Source organism: Acetobacter estunensis (assembly GCF_011516945.1).
Taxonomy (GTDB): Bacteria; Pseudomonadota; Alphaproteobacteria; order Acetobacterales; family Acetobacteraceae; genus Acetobacter; species Acetobacter estunensis.
In genome coordinates this window covers 1-16,224 of sequence record NZ_WOTH01000023.1, presented here as the reverse complement: position 1 = coordinate 16,224, position 16,224 = coordinate 1, and the positions used below count along the sequence as shown (strand labels likewise).

The window sequence follows — 16,224 nt, the reverse complement described above, 5'->3', positions numbered from 1 at the left end:
AGCGGCGTCCTTTGGTTGGGTGAAGAGTCAATGCCGGGCCAACGAAATGGTTGCCTCCCGCGCATGGGAGCCGCTTGCGCTTTTGATGGGAGGATGCTCACCTTTCGGCGCTTTTGAAGCTGACAGACCGAAGGATCATCCTGCGCATGGCCGCTTTCCGTTCCACCGCCCCCCATATCCGTGAGGGCATCGACCGTCTGGCAAAGACCGCCGTGCATGTCGGGCTCAATGTCCGTCACGGTCAGCAGGTGATTGTCACCGCGCCACTGGATGCGGTGGAACTGGTGCGCCGGATCGCCGAGCATGCCTATGCCGCCGGAGCTTCACTGGTGACGACGCTCTATGGGGACGATGACGCCACGCTCGCCCGCTACCGCCATGCTCCTGAGGATACGTTCGACACGGCGGCCACATGGCTGGCCGATGGCATGGCGCAGGGATTTCGTGACGGTGCGGCGCGGCTGGCTGTGACGGGTGGCAATCCCTCGCTTCTGAAGGGACAGAACCCCGAGCGTGTTTCACGTGCCAGCCGGGCGGCTTCCATCGCCAATCGGCCGGCGCTCGAAATCATCACCAGCTTTGCCGTGAACTGGAACATCGTGGCGGCCGCCACGCCGGCGTGGGCTGCGGAAGTGTTCCCGGGCGAGCCGGAAGATGTGGCCGTGACAAAGCTGTGGGAGGCAATCTTTGCTGCGTCCCGTGTGAACGGGGCCGATCCCGTGGCGGAGTGGGCCGCGCATAACGAACAGCTTCACCGCCGCGCGGCGGATCTCAATGCCCGTCGTTTCGCGGCTTTGCACTTCAAGGGGCCGGGCACCGATCTGACACTCGGTCTGGCGGACGGTCATCTCTGGGTGGGGGGATCGAGCGAGGCGAAGAACGGAATTGTGTGCAATCCCAATATTCCCACGGAAGAGGTTTTCACCACGCCTCATGCGCAGCGGGCAGAGGGACGGGTGCGCAGCACGAAACCGCTGTCCTATCAGGGCACGCTGATCGAGAATATCGAGGTTGTGTTCAAGGATGGCCGCATCGTGGAGGCACACGCGACACAGGGTGAGGATGTGCTCCGCCGCGTGCTCGACACGGATGAGGGCGCGCGTCGTCTGGGTGAGGTCGCCCTTGTGCCGCATTCCTCGCCTATTTCTCGGAGTGGGCTGTTGTTCCGCAACACGTTGTTCGATGAGAACGCGTCCAGCCACATCGCACTCGGTCAGGCGTATTCGGAATGCATGACGGAGGACGGCGGTCGCAGCCCCGAGGATCTGGCCCGGCGTGGAGCCAACAGCAGCCTGATTCATATCGACTGGATGATCGGTTCAGCCGAAACGGATGTGACGGGCGTTGGAGCCGATGGAGGCGAGACGCCGCTGATGCGCGGTGGTGAATGGGTCGAGGCAGTCTGAGACAGGATGGGAGTGCGTGACATGAGGATGCGACAGAAGCATGGGGCTGCGGCCGTTATGGCGGCGCTGCTTGCTGCGGTGCCGGTGGTCGGCCATGCCCAGACGGTCTGGTCGTCCGGTCCTGTGACGGATCAGGGAACGACGACGCAGGATGTGCCGCAGCAGCCACCTCCGCCCACCGAAGCGCAACTGGCCCAGATGCGGCAGGAGGTGCAGGAAGCGGCTTCATGGCGGCTTCCGCCTGATTTCCTCACGCGCATGGCCGCCACCCTTCAGGCTTTGCGCAATGCCAATTTGCAGCCGCCCGCGCCGGGGGGACATATTTCCCTCAACGAGACGATTGCCCGTGTTCAGGCTGTTCCGGGCATTGACCCGATTCTGCGGGCGCATGGTTTCACGCCGCGTGAGTTCGTGATGGGACTGACGGGGTTCGGCATTACATATGCCGTCACGAGTAATCCGCAGGCCCAGCAGTCCGGCAAGGCGCCGAAGCTCAATCCGGCCAATGTGAAGCTGCTTCAGTCCAATCCCACGGGTGTGCAGGTTCTGTTGCAGGAAATGGGTGCCCAGCCGGGGCAGGGGCAGCAGCAGTAAGCTGCCCTCAGGGCGTTGTGGGGGGTGTGTTCTGGGGCGGCGTGTCGTGGCGCGCTTCCCAATGGTCGATCGCATTGCGCACCGGCACGATGGCGGGGACGGGGGCGCTGGTGGCGGGCATCATCCATTCCAGCACGCCCCATATCGTGATGAGAGCGACGGCGGCGGCGACATAGGGCGCGAAAGACAGGTGGCGCTTCCACCGCAGCGGTGGAGGCACTTCGTCCGTAAAGAGCTGGCGTTCTTCCTCAGCCACGCAGCGCAGCCTGAAACTCGTCCCACTCCCGACGCGACAGGCCGGAATCTGCCTGCGTCACGGTCTCGCCAGCCAGCATCCTGCGCAGGATAGCCAGCATGGAAGCCGAGAACGTGACGGCCCCCACGCGGTATTCCGTGAAGGCCTGAGCCGTGACGGGCACCCATGCGCGCAGGATGTCGAGCATGATCTCGGCGTAGGCGCGGATTTCATATTGTGCGTGCGGATCGATGCGCAGGGAGAGGAAGTGCATGAGGTTGTGCAGGTCCACCTTCCAGTACCACTGGGTGTAGGTGTTCAGCGTCAGGTTCATGCGGGCCAGTTCACGGGCGAGGCCAGGACCGTTGTCCGTGTCGAGCAGGTTCTCATAGGTGTCGTAGCAGCGGATGGCGTCGTCGCGCAGCAGATCCATCACACGGGCGGATGTCTCGGCATCCAAAACGTCTCCACGCCCCTGCCGGTTGCTGGTGCTCTGAGCCGCCATATGCTCGGACGAGGGGATGTAGAACTCGCGGTCGAGAATGGAATACCGCGCGGAATACTCGTTCACATTGGCCGTGCGGTGACGGATCCACTGACGGGCGATGAAGATCGGCAGTTTGATGTGGAACTTGATTTCGCACATCTCGAACGGCGTGGAATGGCGGTGGCGCATCAGATAGCGGATCAGGCCCGCATCTTCCGACACTTTGCGGGTGCCGCGTCCATAGGACACCCGTGCCGCCTGCACGATGGCGGCGTCATCCCCCATGTAATCGATCACGCGAACGAAACCGTGATCCAGCACCGGGTGCGCGGTGAAGAGAATGTCTTCAAGCGCCGCAACGGTGGGACGTTTCGTGGGTGTGGAGGCCTGTGCGTGGGCTTCGATTTCGGCGCGCTGGGCGTCTGTCAGGGGCATGGGTGTCGGAGCCTCATGGGGAAGGGAATAGATCGCTGTGTAACAGTCGGTCGAGAGCCGTCCAAGCCCGCAGGCCGGTGTTACGGGTTTCCAGTCGTTTGATTGCGTAGGAGAGAAACGGCGGCTCTGATGGGAGCGGTGATTTTCCAGCTTGATGAAGCTTTCAGTTGTGCGATTTCTTCTTGTAGGGCCGCGATGCGGACATCGTGTGTGTGTATTTGTCGCTCCGCAGTCTGCGCGGGGGATACGGCGTCATCCTCATGGGGCGTAAGCGTGCGACGGGCCGTTTGTATGGAGTCCTTTACGGCCTCAGAACCGGTGACGGCGCGTAGTCTGACGGCAAAGTCGATCTCGCCAGCCTCAGTGGGGAATATCCGTTCGATTTCATAGGGAAAAAGCTTTAGGGCAGCCAGATATTCGCGCATGTCGAGGAATGAGGCGGGGGTGAAAACCCAGCAATGGGCGTCCTGATAGTGCTGGGTTTCGTGAAGCGTGCGTACCCAGTCGAACAGGGAGGGAAGGCGCTCAAGGATTTCGGCGGGAACACCTGCTGTCATGCCATTGGCCGGCCAGTCTTCGGCTGCGGGTGTGTTTGTGGAAAGGGCGGCGGCGTCGAAAATCTGTCGGATGGAAGGGCGCCGGTATCCCAGAAGATAGGCTTCGACCATTTCTCCAGGTGAACTGACATTACGACGCGCATCAAAGGTGAAGCGACGATCGGGCACGATCAGTCCCAGTTGACCGCCGTCTTTTAGGGCGGCCCGTAATTCATTCAGCCAGCCGATGAGGTCGGGGACATGTTCGATGACATGGGAGGCGAGAATGTAATCGACCGGCTGCTCCACACTGCTGGCGAGAGGGGCTTGGCCCCATACGATATCGGTCTCGACAATGGAGTCTGGCGAAGCATCGGGATACCGAAAGGTCTGTCGCAATATCTCGGTGGGGGCATAATCGACATAGAGGATATGCCCGTCCTCTTTTTTAACGATCGGATTGTGCAGCGCTCCGATCTCCAGGCCTGCCGCGGTGCGGATATCAATGTTTTCCACGATTCGAGAACGATTCGAGACCATTGGTCGGGGCATCTCCGGGAGAATGGACGGAAAAACAGGACATACCCGCCTGAGTGCGAAGCCGCATGTTTTTTCGATGTGCTGCTTGCGCGGGTATCGGGTTCTCCCTATCTTGTTCAGTGCAGGAGGAGCTTGCTTCTTGGCTATGGCGATAAACGGAACGTAGAATAAGCGTTGTGGACCCGGGGGCGGTACCCGGCGTCTCCACCATTGATCCTCCCGGTTTTTGCGGGAGTGTGGGGACGAAACAGGCTCGACACGCGCGGTAAAGGCGTTTCTTTTGCCCGGCATTGTACCACCGTCATCGGGCTAAATCACAAGTGCCAACGATAACTCAGAGGTGCTCGCTGTCGCTGCATAAGCGATAAGCGCGGTTCGGGAGGGCACCGGGCAACAGAAGCCCTCCCACCTCGATTTTCTGCACATGACTTCGGCTCCGAGGCCTTCACTCTTTGGTGACACTGCCGTGACAACGGCGGGTTGCCTTCGTTGTGTCTTTGCCGCATCCATCGGAGAGGAACGCGCCGGGCGTATGCGGCGGCAAATGGCTGGATATGGCCAGACAGACGCGGAAGAATGGAGGAAATTGCGATGAGCGACATGCATGGAGGTGGCGGCCATGACGGTGATCTGCCCGAAAGCCTGCTTCCCTATGATGTCTGGATGGAGGACGCTTACCGCGAGGTCATGCTACGCGCGCTCGAACATGTGAGCCGCGAAGGGCTTGCGGGCGAGCATCATTTCTATCTGTCTTTCCGCACCGACTGGCCGGGTGTGGAGATTCCAAGTCGTCTGCGCGCCCAGTATCCGCATGAGATGACGATCGTGTTGCAGCATCAGTTCTGGGATCTGACCGTGGACCGGACGAAACGCTGCGTCTCGGTCGGTCTTTCTTTTGGCGGGGTCGGTTCGATACTCACGATCCCGGTGGCGGCCATTACCGGCTTTGCCGATCCGCATATCCAGTTCTCCATGCGGTTCAATCCGCCGGAAAACGAGGACACGCAGGCGCCCACCTCTCCGGAGGCGCAGGTCTCAGAAGAGAACGGGGAAGAAGCCCCGTCCTCTGAGGACGCCGCCCCGAAGACCGACGCCGCGGTCGTGAGTCTCGATGCCTTTCGCAAAAAGGGTCCGCCTTCGCGCTGATACTCTATCTGCCACAGCCGATCGGATCGTTCCGGAGACCGCGTTCATGACTGTCGAGACCACCACCGCCAAGGCTGCCCCGAAAGCCGCGCCGACCGGCACACCGGGCGTAAAGCCTTTTGCCTATGCGCCGCTGTTCCAGCTTGACGAGGACACGACGCCCTATCGCAAGCTCGACATCGGTGGTGTCAGCACCTCGACGCTGAACGGTAAGACGGTTCTGCATGTGGAACCGGAAACGCTTTCGGCACTGGCGGCGGAAGCCTTCAACGATGTGGCGCATCTGTTGCGTCCGGCGCATCTCCAGTCCTTGGCGAACATCCTCAAGGATCCCGAAGCCTCCGATAACGACCGTTTCGTGGCACTCGACCTGCTCAAGAACGCCTGCATCGCCGCTGGTGGCGCGCTGCCGATGTGTCAGGACACCGGCACGGCCATTGTCGTGGGCAAGAAAGGCCAGCGCGTCTGGGTCGAAGGCAATGACGAGGAAGCGTTCGCGCGCGGCGTCTATAAAACCTACACCACGACCGCGCTGCGTTACTCGCAGATGGCCCCGCTAACGGTTTTCGATGAGAAGAACACCGGCACGAACCTTCCCGTGCAGGTCGATGTGGCCGCCAATCCGGGCGATTATCATCCCGAGCAGTACGATCTTCTGTTCGTCGCCAAAGGCGGTGGGTCGGCCAACAAGACGTTCCTGTTTCAGGAGACGCGGGCGCTGATCTTCAACAAGGACACGCTGCTGAAGTGGCTGGAAGCGAAGATCCGCACGCTCGGCACGTCCGCTTGCCCGCCTTATCATCTGGCCATTGTGCTGGGCGGCATGTCGGCGGAACAGACGCTCAAGACCGTCAAGATGGCCTCCACGCATTATTACGACTCGCTGCCGGATAAGGGCAACGAGATGGGGCAGGCATTTCGTGACAAGGACATGGAAGCCGAAGTTCTCAAGCTGACGCAGAAGCTTGGCATCGGTGCGCAGTTCGGTGGCAAGTATTTCTGCCACGATGTGCGCGTCATCCGCCTGCCGCGCCATGGCGCATCCTTCCCGGTGGGGATCGGCGTGTCATGCTCTGCAGATCGTCAGGCCAAGGCCAGGATCACGGCGGAAGGCGTGTTTCTTGAGCAGCTTGAGCACGATCCCGCGCGCTTCCTGCCGGAGACGACGGATGAGCATCTGGAGGGCGAGGCCGTTCAGATCGACCTCAACCGTCCGATGGACGAGATCCGTAAGGAACTGTCGAAATATCCGGTCAAGACGCGCCTTTCGCTGACGGGCACGATGGTCGTGGCGCGTGACATCGCGCACGCCAAGTTCCGTGAGCGGCTGGAGCGTGGCGAGGGACTGCCGCAATATCTCAAGGATCATCCAGTCTATTACGCAGGGCCGGCCAAGACACCGGCGGGAATGCCGACCGGCTCCTTCGGCCCGACCACGGCGGGGCGCATGGATTCCTATGTGGCCGAATTCCAGAAAGCCGGTGGCTCCTATGTCATGCTCGCCAAGGGCAACCGCTCCAAGGCCGTGAAAGATGCCTGTCAGACCTATGGCGGATTCTATCTCGGCTCCGTCGGTGGCCCGGCGGCGCGTCTGGCCAAGGACTGCATCAAGAAGGTCGAGGTGCTGGAATATCCGGAACTCGGCATGGAAGCGGTGTGGAAGATCGAGGTCGAGAACTTCCCCGCCTTTATCGTGATTGATGACAAGGGTGACGACTTTTACGCCGGTCTGACCTGACCGGCGCTGTCTGGCGTTCTCCGCAAGGGGTTGCTTTCCTTGCGGATGCACCATCCAATGGGTGGATCGGCTTTATCCTTCACGTGAACGGTAAAGCCGATGATACGCTCTGGATTTCAAGGTGTCGTCTCATGCGCTTTACTGTCGATCGCCTCGATCATGTCGTCCTGACCGTTCGTGACATCGAGGTGTCGTCCTCGTGGTATCAGCGGGTGTTGGGCATGGAGCGCGAGGAATATGGACGGCACAACCGCACGGCGCTCAAATTCGGGGGGCAGAAGCTCAATCTGCGGCCTGAGGGGCGCGATGGGTGGGAGACGGCGGAATACGCCACCTGCGGGTCCAGCGATCTCTGCTTCATCACCGCTGTCGCCAGTGAGGATGTGGTCGAGCATTTACGTGAGTGCGGCGTTGGCGTGACGGAGGGGCCGGTGGCGCGTCTGGGCGCGCTTGGGCCGATCACCTCGGTCTATTGCCGCGATCCTGATGGCAATCTGATCGAGATTGCGTCGTATCAGGGCTGAGGAAGCCGTAGCCCTCTTCAGCCCCGCCCGAGACGACTGACAAGACTGCCGCACACCGCGCCTGCCGCCGTGGCGGCGAGGCAGATTCCAACCGAAATCACCATATTCAGCACAGCGCGCAGCGGAGCGTCGGCGCGCAGCAGATCGAAAGTCTGGAGGCTGAAGGACGAAAAGGTGGTGTAGCCGCCACAGATGCCCACCAGCAGAAACAGACGCGTGGTTGTGGAAGACGCAAACCGCCCATCGGCTGCGGTGAGTACCGAGAGAAACGCGATCAGAAACGAGCCGGTGATGTTGATGAAGATGGTGGCCCAGGGCAGTAGTTCGCCTTCCCGCGTGAGCAGAAAGGTGAGTTGATAGCGCAGCACCGAACCGAGCGCGCCGCCGATAGCCACCGCGAGCGTTGGATACATGATGCGTCAGCCTTCCGGGCGCACCAGAATGTGGTGCTTGCGGCCCGATGACAGTTTGAGTGCGCCGTCCACGGCATCGGCCAGCGAGATGACCTGTCCTTCATCCGTGATCTGCGCATCGTTCAGACGTGCGCCACCGCCCCGAATGAGACGACGGGCCTCTCCATTGCTGGAAGCAAGACCGGCTTCTGCGAACAGGCGGAAGGCGGGGAAACCGGTTTGCAGGTCCGCGCGTGGCAGTGTGCGTGTGGGCAGCGATGCGGCGCTCTGACCGGACACGAACACGCGGCGCGCGGTCTCCGCGGCTTCTTCCGCAGCGGCGCGTCCGTGGCACAAGGCCGTGGCTTCGGTCGCGAGGATTTTTTTGGCCTCGTTGATGTCCGCGCCCTCAAATGCGCCCAGACGGTCACACTCCTCAACCGGGAGGTCCGTGAACAGCTTGAGGAAGCGGCCGACATCCGCGTCTTCCGTGTTGCGCCAGAACTGCCAGTATTCGAACACGGGCAGCTTGTCGGCGGACAGCCACACCGCGCCCTTGGCGCTCTTGCCCATCTTGGCGCCAGAGGCGGTGGTGAGCAGCGGCGCAGTCAGACCGAACACCTGCTTGCTGTCGGTGCGGCGCACGAGGTCTATGCCCGAGACGATGTTGCCCCACTGGTCCGAGCCGCCCATCTGCAGCGTCACGCCATAGCGGCGGTTGAGTTCGCGGAAATCGTAGGACTGAAGGATGGAGTAGTTGAACTCAAGGAAGGTCAGCCCCTGCTCGCGTTCCAGTCGCGAGCGCACGGAGTCGAAGGAGAGCATCCGGTTGACCGAGAAATGCACGCCGACTTCGCGCAGAAGGTCGATATAGGAGAGCTTGTCCAGCCAGTCCGCGTTGTTGGCGAGGATGGCGTCCGAAGGACCGTCGCCGAAGGTCATCATCTGCCGCAGGCTGCGCTCGATGCCCGCGATATTGGTGGCAATCGTGTCCTCGCTCATGAGGGAGCGGGCTTCTTCGCGGAAGGAGGGATCACCGATCTTGGCCGTGCCGCCACCGAGCAGGGCCACGGGGCGATGGCCGTGCTTCTGGAGCAGGCGTAGAAGCATGATCTGGGTGGCGGAGCCGACATGCAGGCTGTCAGCTGTGGGGTCGAAGCCGATATAGCCGCAGACAGGACCGGCAAGCATGGCGGCGTCGAGCGCCGCTGCATCCGTGCATTGAAAAACAAAGCCGCGGGCTTCGGCTTCCTGCATGAAACGGCTGCGGAAAGTGCCGACGGGCCGGCTTTCGGTCTGCTGGGTCATTGCGGTGGTCCTGTGTCGTCTGCCGGGCGATGCTCTAGCACGCGACCGGTCAGGGCGGAACCGCAAGGGGAGGAAACCGGGAAGGAGTGACCTTCCCGGTATAGGGGGTCAGTCGGCCGCGAGAGCGAGCATGCGGCGTGACATGGCGGTGGTGACGTGGTCTTCCAGCGCCTCGACCACCTGATCTGCCTGCTTGGCGAAGATATGATCGGCGTCGGGGAACACGCGGTAATCCACCGTGACGTTTTTCTGGGTGTTGAGCTTGTCCACCAGCTTGTGGATGGCAGGCTCGGGCGCCAGATCGTCCTTGCCGCCGGCAATCATCAGGCCGCCGCAGGGACAGGGCGCGAGAAAGCCGAAATCGTAATGCGCGGCCGGAGGGGCAACGCTGATCCAGCCCGTGACTTCGGGGCGGCGCATGAGAAGCTGCATGCCTACGAACGCACCGAAGGAATAGCCTGCGATCCACAGGGCGGAGGCGTTCGGATTGACCGCCTGCATCCAGTCGAGCGCTGCCGCCGCATCCGAGATTTCTCCGATGCCGCCATCGTAGCGTCCCTGCGAGCGTCCGACGCCGCGCGAGTTGTAGCGCATGACGGAGAAGCCCATTTTTTCGAATGAGCGGTACATCGCATAGGTGATGCGGTTGTTCATCGTGCCGCCGTGCAGCGGATGCGGATGCAACACCAGCGCGAGTGGCGCGTTGGGATCGCTGGAATGGTGATAACGTCCTTCGAGACGGCCATCCGGGCCGGCAAACATAACCTCGGGCATTCTGTTCCCACGGTATAGGGGCTTCGCGTCTTCGGGCATGACGGAAGCCGGTTGGCAGTTTATCCGGACCGGGACGATGCCGCGCCCGCCGGTCGGGTCGAGAAGGATGTCTCGCGTCACGGAGACAGGCCGGTGCGCATCGGTGCGACCAGCCGGGACTGTCATCACGGCATCACTTGCGTCTGTCCCGGAGACGCGGAATAGTAAGGAAGATGTGAAGCCGGTTTCGGGATGGTCTCACCAGAACGGAGCCGATGGCGCGGTTGGGATGCGACCGTGTGAAACGGTTGACTTGCCCGCGTGATTGCTCATCATGGTACTCCGTTTCCCCGGCATGCTGCGTATCGTCCGCAATCATGCGCCACAAATGCGGTGATGGCCTTCGTGCTTTTGCGTGAAGGCGTGTCCCGAAGGCCACATATAGCGGGGCAGGTGGGTGATTTGCCACATAAATCGTCAGAAAACGTATGGACGGGGTGAATAACGGGGATGCGTCGTGATCTATCTTGATGCGAACGCGACCGAACCACTTCGTCCGCAGGCTCGTGACGCCATGCTCGCAGCGCTTGATCTGACAGGGAATCCCGCTTCCGCTCATCGGGCCGGTCGTGCGGCGCGCGCCGTGCTGGATCGGGCGCGTCGCGTCGTGGCGGACCAGGTGGGAGGCTCGACGGAAAACTGTGTTTTCACATCCGGTGGGACGGAAGCCAACGTGCTGGCCGTTCGTGGATTGGGGCAGGGACGCAGACTGCTAATCGGTGCTACGGAGCACGACGCCGTGCGGCAGGCGCCGCCTGCGGACGCAGATGTGGAATGGATCGCGGTAACGCCGGACGGGCAACTGGATCTGGCCGATCTGGAGCGGAAGCTTGCCGCAGGTGAAGGCGATGCCCTCGTGTGCGTCATGCTGGCCAATAACGAAACCGGTGTCATCCATCCGATTGCAGAGATAGCGCGGCTGTGCCGGAAAGCAGGTGCGCGGTTGCATGTCGATGCGGTGCAGGGCGTAGGACGCCTGCCGGTGAATATCACCACTCTCGGAGCGGATAGTCTCGCGCTGTCAGGGCACAAATTTGGCGGTCCCAAGGGGGCGGCTGCGCTTGTGCTCGCGGGAGAAAGTGCTGTGGTTCTGCCGCCGGTTCAGGCGGGTGGAGGACAGGAGCGCGGACGGCGTGGGGGCACACCTCCGCTTCCCGCGATTGCCGGATTAGCGGCGGCGCTGGATGTCGCTGTGAATGAGATGCGCGATCTTTCGCCCATGCGGGATCGGCTGGAAGCCGTTGCGCGGGAACATGGTGCGGTGGTGTGCGGGCAGGGTGCGCCTCGGTTGGGTAATACCAGTTGCCTCGCCTTGCCCGGATTGCGGCGCGACTCCCAGTTGATTGCGCTTGATCTCGCAGGATTCTGTGTCTCGACAGGAGCGGCTTGTTCGTCAGGCAAGGTGTCAGGATCGCATGTGTTGCACGCGATGGGACTGGACGATCTGGCGGATTACGCCATTCGTGTCTCGTTGCCGTGGAATGTGACGGAGGCGGATGTGGGCAGTTTTATCGAGGCCTATGCCCGGTTGGCGGAGCGTCGCAAGAACGCCTGAGGCGACCTCAGACGACGTTGTTCCAGCGGATCAACTGCGTGTGCGAATCCTCCAGCCCGGCGCGAAAACCGGGGCTGCACAGTGCGGCCAACTCGCCCTCGTGGTCATAGGTCGGCATCAGCTTTTGCAGCAGCGCATTCTTTTTGGTGGCTGGGTGAAAATAGATTTCCGACACGCCGTCGGGCAGATGCGCGGCCAGCGCCGCCACACGATCAGCGGTCATGTGACCCGTCCACGCAATGCCGAAACACCAGTCATTCGTGACCAATCCCGCTGAGCGGGCCTGATGCCGCAGAAGGCCGGTCCATCGCCGCAGCGCCGCATCCCCCAGCGTATCGACATAGGTGCCAGCCGCCATCAGGGGTTCAGGCGGCTCCAGCGGCACACGCACGGCCCGCAGGCCGTAGCATTTACCGATGTCGATCATCATGCGGCCCACTGTGGGGTGGAGGTGCATGTGCTTATGGGCGTTGGCGTGATCGAGCGTGAGGCCCGTGCGGGTGAAGGCCGCAAACTGCGCCTCGATCTCGGCGGCAAGCTGACGACGCACATCGGGACGGAAGAAATAGTTGATGCCAAGCGTCAACTGATCGGATGGAAACTGCCCTTCGGGTGAGACCAGAAGGGGAATACGTGCCGCAGGAAGAACGCACGGCCCTTCGATGACGACCAGATGCAGACCGACCTTGAGGGTTGGCAGGCGTTTTGCGCGTTCAATGGCGTCTTCCACTGCCGGACCCGCCATCATCAGGCTGGCGGTGGAGAGGACGCCTTCGCGGTGCGCGATCTCGATAGCCTCGTTGACTTCGACCGATAGGCCGAAATCATCCGAAGAGATGATCGCGCGCCGCATGGAGAGATCAGGCCGCGTTGCGATCGCGCAGGAAGTGGAAGAACTCCACCCCTTCGCGCAGACGACGCTTCATCATCTGCGGGCTGCGCACCATCTCGCTGACGATGGAGGCGATCTTCGGGGCGCGGAAGTAGAACTTCTTGTAGAACTCTTCCACGCCGTTGAAGATTTCCGTATGCGACAGGTGCGGGTAGTGCAGCGGGGCCATCTGCACGCCGTTCTCGTCGATCAGTTCGGCATGGGATTCGTCGAACCAGCCGTTCTCGATCGCCTGCTTGTGCAGCGCCGTGCCCGGATACGGCGCGGCGAGGGACACCTGCAACGTGTGCGGGTTGATGTCCTTGGCGAAGTTGATGGTTTCCTGAATCGTCTCCTTCGTCTCGCCCGGCAGGCCGAGAATGAAGGTGCCGTGAATCTTAATGCCCAACTCGTGACAGTTCTTGGTGAACTCACGGGCGACTTCGACGCGCATACCCTTCTTGATGTTGTGAAGGATCTGCTGGTTGCCGCTCTCATAGCCCACGAGCAGCAGACGCAGGCCGTTGTCCTTGAGGACTTCCAGCGTCTTGCGGGGAACATTCGCCTTCGCGTTGCACGACCACGTCACGCCCAGCTTGCCCAGTTCCTTGGCGATGGCCTCGGCGCGCGGCAGGTCGTCTGTGAAGGTGTCGTCGTCGAAGAAGAATTCTTTCACCTGCGGGAAATACTGCTTCGCCAGACGGATTTCGGCGGCAACGTGCTGCGGGCTGCGCGTGCGGTAGTGATGGCCACCAACCGTCTGTGGCCACAGGCAGAACGTGCAGCGCGATTTGCATCCACGACCCGTATAGATCGAGATGTAGGGGTGCATCAGGTAACCGATGAAATAGTCTTCGATCTTGAGGTCGCGCTTGTAGACCTCGGTCACGAACGGAAGGCTGTCCATGTTCTCGATCATGGCGCGGTCGCGGTTGTTGACGATCACGCCTTCGCTGTTGCGGAAGCTGATGCCGTCCACGTCCTTGAAGTCGCGGCCTTCGGCGATTTCCTTGATCGTGAAGTCGAACTCGTTGCGTGCCACGAAGTCCACCACGGGAGCCTTGAGCAGGCTTTCCTCCGGTTGGACCGCCACTTTCGCGCCGACGAAACCGATCTTGATGTTCGGGTTCACGTCCTTGATCATCTGCGCGACTTCGACATCCTTGGTGAAGGATGGCGTGGAGGTGTGGATCACCACCAGATCGCGATTCTTTACGTCCTCAAGGATCGGCTCCATGCCGATGCCAGCGGGAGGGGCATCGATCAGACGGCTGCCTTCGACAAGGGCTGCAGGCTGAGCGAGCCATGTCGGATACCAGAATGACTTGATCTCACGCTTGGCCTGGTAGCGCGAGCCTGCGCCGCCATCGAAGCCGTCGAATGTGGGCGGCTGGAGGAACAGGGTCTTCATCACCATGGCGCGCGATCCTTGTCTTGAGTGTTGCCGACGCAAAAGTTGCAGAGGGGTATCGCTCCCGTCTCTGTGTGGCAAGTGTCATCTGTGGGAGCCACGCTGTGACGCATGGCCGTTATGTCGAAGTGTAACTGAAATAAAGTCGTTCTACTGCCGCTTCCCCGGTGTGAGCGGAGCATTGGCGGCAGGGAGCGGCGGAGGGCGTAAAACATGCGGGGCGACATGCATGGTGTGTCCGCGCCAGTCCACACGTGAGCCGGTCATGCTGCCCACCATAATAGCCGCCGAAACCCAGTCCCGCACGGGAAGCAGAAAGAGCGGCAGCAGAGAGCGCTGCCCCACGGCCCGGTCCATGACAAACGCACAGCACGCCCGAAAGGCCCATCCCCACAAAAAGATTGTCAGGGGCCATTCCGCGTGGGGCTGCAGGAGGACGGCAAGTGACAGCCAGAACAGGGGCAGTTGCAGACAGGAGGCAAGGTAACCGATGGGCGCCAGCGCCCGGACGGTCCGACCCCAGCGCAGTTCGTGACGCATGACCTCACCGAACGTTTCCTCGGCGATGGTAGTCCATGTCAGACACCCGGCGATGGTGATGTCCTCGCCCCGCGCGCGGACCAGTCGGCCCAGAACAGCGTCATCGGCCACATGAGGGACGAGGGCTTCGAAGCCGCCGACTTCCGTCAGTGTGGTGCGCGAGAGCGCCATGGTGGCGCCGAGACAGTCCTGCCGTCCCAGATAACGGGACAGCAACACACCGGGTAGGAAGTTGTGGTTGATCTGACAGGCGGACAGCAACCGAGGCAGGCTGTGGCTTGCTGGCAGCCCGGCGTAGAGGGTGGTGACCAGTCCTGTGCCGGCTCGCTGGAGGCTGGCCACCACCTGTCGCAGATAATCCGTGCCGACATGAATGTCCGAATCGGAAATGACCAGCAATTCATGCTTGGCCGCGGGCAGCATGTTGATGAGATTGCTGACTTTGCGATTCTCGCCATGCTGGGCGCCATTGACCACGAGTGTCATGTCGATGCCCGGATGCCGACGACGCAAACGCTCCACCAGAGCTATGGCCGGATCATTGGCCTGCTGCACGCCGAAGACGATCTGCACATTGGGGTAATCCTGCGTGCAGAAGCTCTCCAGTGCCTCATCCAGCAGCGGCTCATCCCCGTGAAGGGGTTTGAGCACCGTTACAGCCGGTAGCGGAGAGAGCAGCGTCGGCTCTTTACGCTCATGCGCACGAAAACACACCACGAGGGCCGCGCCGAGGGCCGCCTGAAGGCAGCCCGTAATACCCAGAACGTCACAACCGAGCGCGAGAATATGGAACAGACTCATCAGGAAGGCTGCCGCGTCATGATCTGATATGTTCCCGCCCACATCCGCACGACACGGGACGCAGGACATCGGACGGGCAGCCTCTCAGCCATCGGAAATCAGTTCTCCGAAAAAGTCTTCACTTTCTGCTCCAGCACGGTGATCAGGCCATCCACACCACCAGATGTAAGAGTGGAGCCGAAATCCGAGCGCTGGGCCGCAGCTTGGCTGATATGGCCATCCAGCAGCACATCCACAATCTTCCACGCACCATTTTCCTGACGCAGAATGTAATCGATCTCTGTGCCGGGCATGTTGTCCGCCGAGCCGATATGGGTCGTCACGATCTGATCAGACCCGACAGGTGACGGACGAACTTCGGAAGAGAGCGTGAACTTGGCGTCCGAACCGGGCTTGAAGCTCGAGAGATAGCGGGCCACCGTATATTCGCGGAAAGCGGCCAGCAGCTTCTGCTTTTCCTCTGCGGAAAGCTGCATGTAGCGCGAGGCGCCCACAGAGGAGCGCAGCACGGCTTCGAGGTCATAGACGCGGTCCACCACGGGGGCGAGGATTTGCGTGCGCGCCTGGAAGCTGCCCGATTCCTTTTTCTGGATTGTGTCCAGCGCCTGATCCAGCGACTGCACGGGGGCCGTCACGGCGGTGGTGGCCTGTGCATGGACGGCGGGGACGCTGGCGATGGAAATGGCCGCTCCCAGCATGAGAGCGGACAGGGCGGGAAGACGGAAACGAATCATTTCTGGGCTCCGGCTGCCATTTTCGGGGCAAGGATGAGTCCGCTCTCCATACCGATAGCGTTGAGAGCGGTGTTTACGATGCTGGGCGCGTTGAGCCCGGCCTCGTCGTATTGGGCGGTCTGTGTGTTGTGGTCGATGAAACGATCGGGCAGCGTCAT

The 16,224-nt window shown here is 61.6% G+C and carries 16 protein-coding genes and 1 other RNA gene; 7 read left to right on the top strand and 10 right to left on the bottom strand.

Going from position 1 to position 16,224, the window contains the following annotated elements; genetic code table 11:
- The first annotated feature begins 146 nt into the window (after window positions 1–146).
- Both GOB87_RS11005 and GOB87_RS11000 read left to right on the top strand, forming a co-directional pair.
- Window positions 147–1,406 (top strand): aminopeptidase, encoded by a 1,260-nt coding sequence (locus tag GOB87_RS11005; RefSeq protein WP_166316488.1) that lies wholly within the window; start codon window positions 147–149, stop codon window positions 1,404–1,406.
- A 21-nt stretch (window positions 1,407–1,427) separates the two neighbouring features.
- Complete coding sequence (locus tag GOB87_RS11000) at window positions 1,428–2,000, top strand: hypothetical protein (RefSeq protein WP_166316485.1); 573 nt, start codon at window positions 1,428–1,430, stop codon at window positions 1,998–2,000.
- 7 nt (window positions 2,001–2,007) lie between these two features.
- Here GOB87_RS11000 and GOB87_RS10995 read toward each other — a convergent pair whose 3' ends face one another.
- The 3 genes from GOB87_RS10995 to GOB87_RS10985 form a co-directional block, all read right to left on the bottom strand.
- Window positions 2,008–2,256 (bottom strand): hypothetical protein, encoded by a 249-nt coding sequence (locus GOB87_RS10995; RefSeq protein WP_166316482.1) that lies wholly within the window; start codon window positions 2,254–2,256, stop codon window positions 2,008–2,010.
- The gene (thyX, locus tag GOB87_RS10990; RefSeq protein WP_166316479.1) at window positions 2,249–3,157 is read right to left on the bottom strand and encodes an FAD-dependent thymidylate synthase; all 909 of its coding nucleotides are present in this window, start codon (window positions 3,155–3,157) and stop codon (window positions 2,249–2,251) included. The genes GOB87_RS10995 and thyX overlap by 8 nt, the downstream gene beginning before the upstream one ends.
- Before the next feature lie 80 nt (window positions 3,158–3,237).
- Window positions 3,238–4,233, bottom strand: a complete 996-nt coding sequence (locus GOB87_RS10985) for a methyltransferase (protein ID WP_166316476.1) — start codon at window positions 4,231–4,233, stop codon at window positions 3,238–3,240.
- 81 nt (window positions 4,234–4,314) lie between these two features.
- Between GOB87_RS10985 and ssrA the strand changes: the two genes are divergently transcribed.
- From ssrA to GOB87_RS10965, 4 genes are all read left to right on the top strand, one after another.
- Window positions 4,315–4,641: a transfer-messenger RNA gene (ssrA, locus tag GOB87_RS10980) on the top strand.
- A gap of 183 nt (window positions 4,642–4,824) precedes the next feature.
- Complete coding sequence (locus GOB87_RS10975) at window positions 4,825–5,379, top strand: SspB family protein (protein ID WP_166316473.1); 555 nt, start codon at window positions 4,825–4,827, stop codon at window positions 5,377–5,379.
- A 46-nt stretch (window positions 5,380–5,425) separates the two neighbouring features.
- The gene (locus GOB87_RS10970) at window positions 5,426–7,117 is read left to right on the top strand and encodes a fumarate hydratase (RefSeq protein ID WP_166316470.1); all 1,692 of its coding nucleotides are present in this window, start codon (window positions 5,426–5,428) and stop codon (window positions 7,115–7,117) included.
- 131 nt (window positions 7,118–7,248) lie between these two features.
- A complete protein-coding gene (locus GOB87_RS10965) occupies window positions 7,249–7,641 on the top strand; it encodes a VOC family protein (protein ID WP_166316467.1) in 393 nt (130 codons plus the stop codon).
- 17 nt (window positions 7,642–7,658) lie between these two features.
- Here GOB87_RS10965 and crcB read toward each other — a convergent pair whose 3' ends face one another.
- From crcB to GOB87_RS10950, 3 genes are all read right to left on the bottom strand, one after another.
- Window positions 7,659–8,054, bottom strand: a complete 396-nt coding sequence (gene crcB / locus GOB87_RS10960) for a fluoride efflux transporter CrcB (protein ID WP_166316464.1) — start codon at window positions 8,052–8,054, stop codon at window positions 7,659–7,661.
- Window positions 8,055–8,060: 6 nt separating this feature from the next.
- Complete coding sequence (gene tyrS / locus GOB87_RS10955; protein WP_166316461.1) at window positions 8,061–9,341, bottom strand: tyrosine--tRNA ligase; 1,281 nt, start codon at window positions 9,339–9,341, stop codon at window positions 8,061–8,063.
- A 108-nt stretch (window positions 9,342–9,449) separates the two neighbouring features.
- Window positions 9,450–10,115, bottom strand: coding sequence for an alpha/beta hydrolase (locus tag GOB87_RS10950; RefSeq protein ID WP_166316562.1), 666 nt, complete (start codon window positions 10,113–10,115; stop codon window positions 9,450–9,452).
- Window positions 10,116–10,611: 496 nt separating this feature from the next.
- On the opposite strand from GOB87_RS10950, the gene GOB87_RS10945 reads away from it, so the two are divergent.
- The gene (locus GOB87_RS10945; protein WP_166316458.1) at window positions 10,612–11,709 is read left to right on the top strand and encodes a cysteine desulfurase family protein; all 1,098 of its coding nucleotides are present in this window, start codon (window positions 10,612–10,614) and stop codon (window positions 11,707–11,709) included.
- Window positions 11,710–11,716: 7 nt separating this feature from the next.
- Here GOB87_RS10945 and hpnK read toward each other — a convergent pair whose 3' ends face one another.
- The 4 genes from hpnK to GOB87_RS10925 all read right to left on the bottom strand — a co-directional run bounded on the left by hpnK (window position 11,717) and on the right by GOB87_RS10925 (window position 16,066).
- Window positions 11,717–12,562 (bottom strand): hopanoid biosynthesis-associated protein HpnK, encoded by an 846-nt coding sequence (gene hpnK / locus GOB87_RS10940; protein ID WP_166316455.1) that lies wholly within the window; start codon window positions 12,560–12,562, stop codon window positions 11,717–11,719.
- A gap of 7 nt (window positions 12,563–12,569) precedes the next feature.
- Window positions 12,570–13,997, bottom strand: a complete 1,428-nt coding sequence (hpnJ, locus tag GOB87_RS10935; protein WP_194303326.1) for a hopanoid biosynthesis associated radical SAM protein HpnJ — start codon at window positions 13,995–13,997, stop codon at window positions 12,570–12,572.
- A 144-nt stretch (window positions 13,998–14,141) separates the two neighbouring features.
- A complete protein-coding gene (hpnI, locus tag GOB87_RS10930) occupies window positions 14,142–15,332 on the bottom strand; it encodes a bacteriohopanetetrol glucosamine biosynthesis glycosyltransferase HpnI (protein ID WP_166316452.1) in 1,191 nt (396 codons plus the stop codon).
- Window positions 15,333–15,430: 98 nt separating this feature from the next.
- Window positions 15,431–16,066: an ABC transporter substrate-binding protein gene (locus GOB87_RS10925; RefSeq protein WP_166316449.1), complete on the bottom strand. Its 636-nt coding sequence runs from the start codon at window positions 16,064–16,066 to the stop codon at window positions 15,431–15,433.
- Window positions 16,067–16,224: the final 158 nt, after the last annotated feature.

Bases quoted from the DNA above. Each gene is read 5' to 3' on its own strand.
- GOB87_RS10975 (WP_166316473.1), top strand. From the start codon at position 4,825: ATGAGCGACATGCATGGAGGTGGCGGCCATGACGGTGATCTGCCCGAA.
- crcB (WP_166316464.1), bottom strand. From the start codon at position 8,054: ATGTATCCAACGCTCGCGGTGGCTATCGGCGGCGCGCTCGGTTCGGTG.
- GOB87_RS10985 (WP_166316476.1), bottom strand. From the start codon at position 4,233: ATGGTCTCGAATCGTTCTCGAATCGTGGAAAACATTGATATCCGCACC.
- thyX (WP_166316479.1), bottom strand. From the start codon at position 3,157: ATGCCCCTGACAGACGCCCAGCGCGCCGAAATCGAAGCCCACGCACAG.
- hpnI (WP_166316452.1), bottom strand. From the start codon at position 15,332: ATGAGTCTGTTCCATATTCTCGCGCTCGGTTGTGACGTTCTGGGTATT.
- GOB87_RS11000 (WP_166316485.1), top strand. From the start codon at position 1,428: ATGAGGATGCGACAGAAGCATGGGGCTGCGGCCGTTATGGCGGCGCTG.
- tyrS (WP_166316461.1), bottom strand. From the start codon at position 9,341: ATGACCCAGCAGACCGAAAGCCGGCCCGTCGGCACTTTCCGCAGCCGT.
- GOB87_RS10970 (WP_166316470.1), top strand. From the start codon at position 5,426: ATGACTGTCGAGACCACCACCGCCAAGGCTGCCCCGAAAGCCGCGCCG.
- GOB87_RS11005 (WP_166316488.1), top strand. From the start codon at position 147: ATGGCCGCTTTCCGTTCCACCGCCCCCCATATCCGTGAGGGCATCGAC.
- GOB87_RS10950 (WP_166316562.1), bottom strand. From the start codon at position 10,115: ATGCCCGAGGTTATGTTTGCCGGCCCGGATGGCCGTCTCGAAGGACGT.
- hpnK (WP_166316455.1), bottom strand. From the start codon at position 12,562: ATGCGGCGCGCGATCATCTCTTCGGATGATTTCGGCCTATCGGTCGAA.
- GOB87_RS10925 (WP_166316449.1), bottom strand. From the start codon at position 16,066: ATGATTCGTTTCCGTCTTCCCGCCCTGTCCGCTCTCATGCTGGGAGCG.
- hpnJ (WP_194303326.1), bottom strand. From the start codon at position 13,997: ATGGTGATGAAGACCCTGTTCCTCCAGCCGCCCACATTCGACGGCTTC.
- GOB87_RS10965 (WP_166316467.1), top strand. From the start codon at position 7,249: ATGCGCTTTACTGTCGATCGCCTCGATCATGTCGTCCTGACCGTTCGT.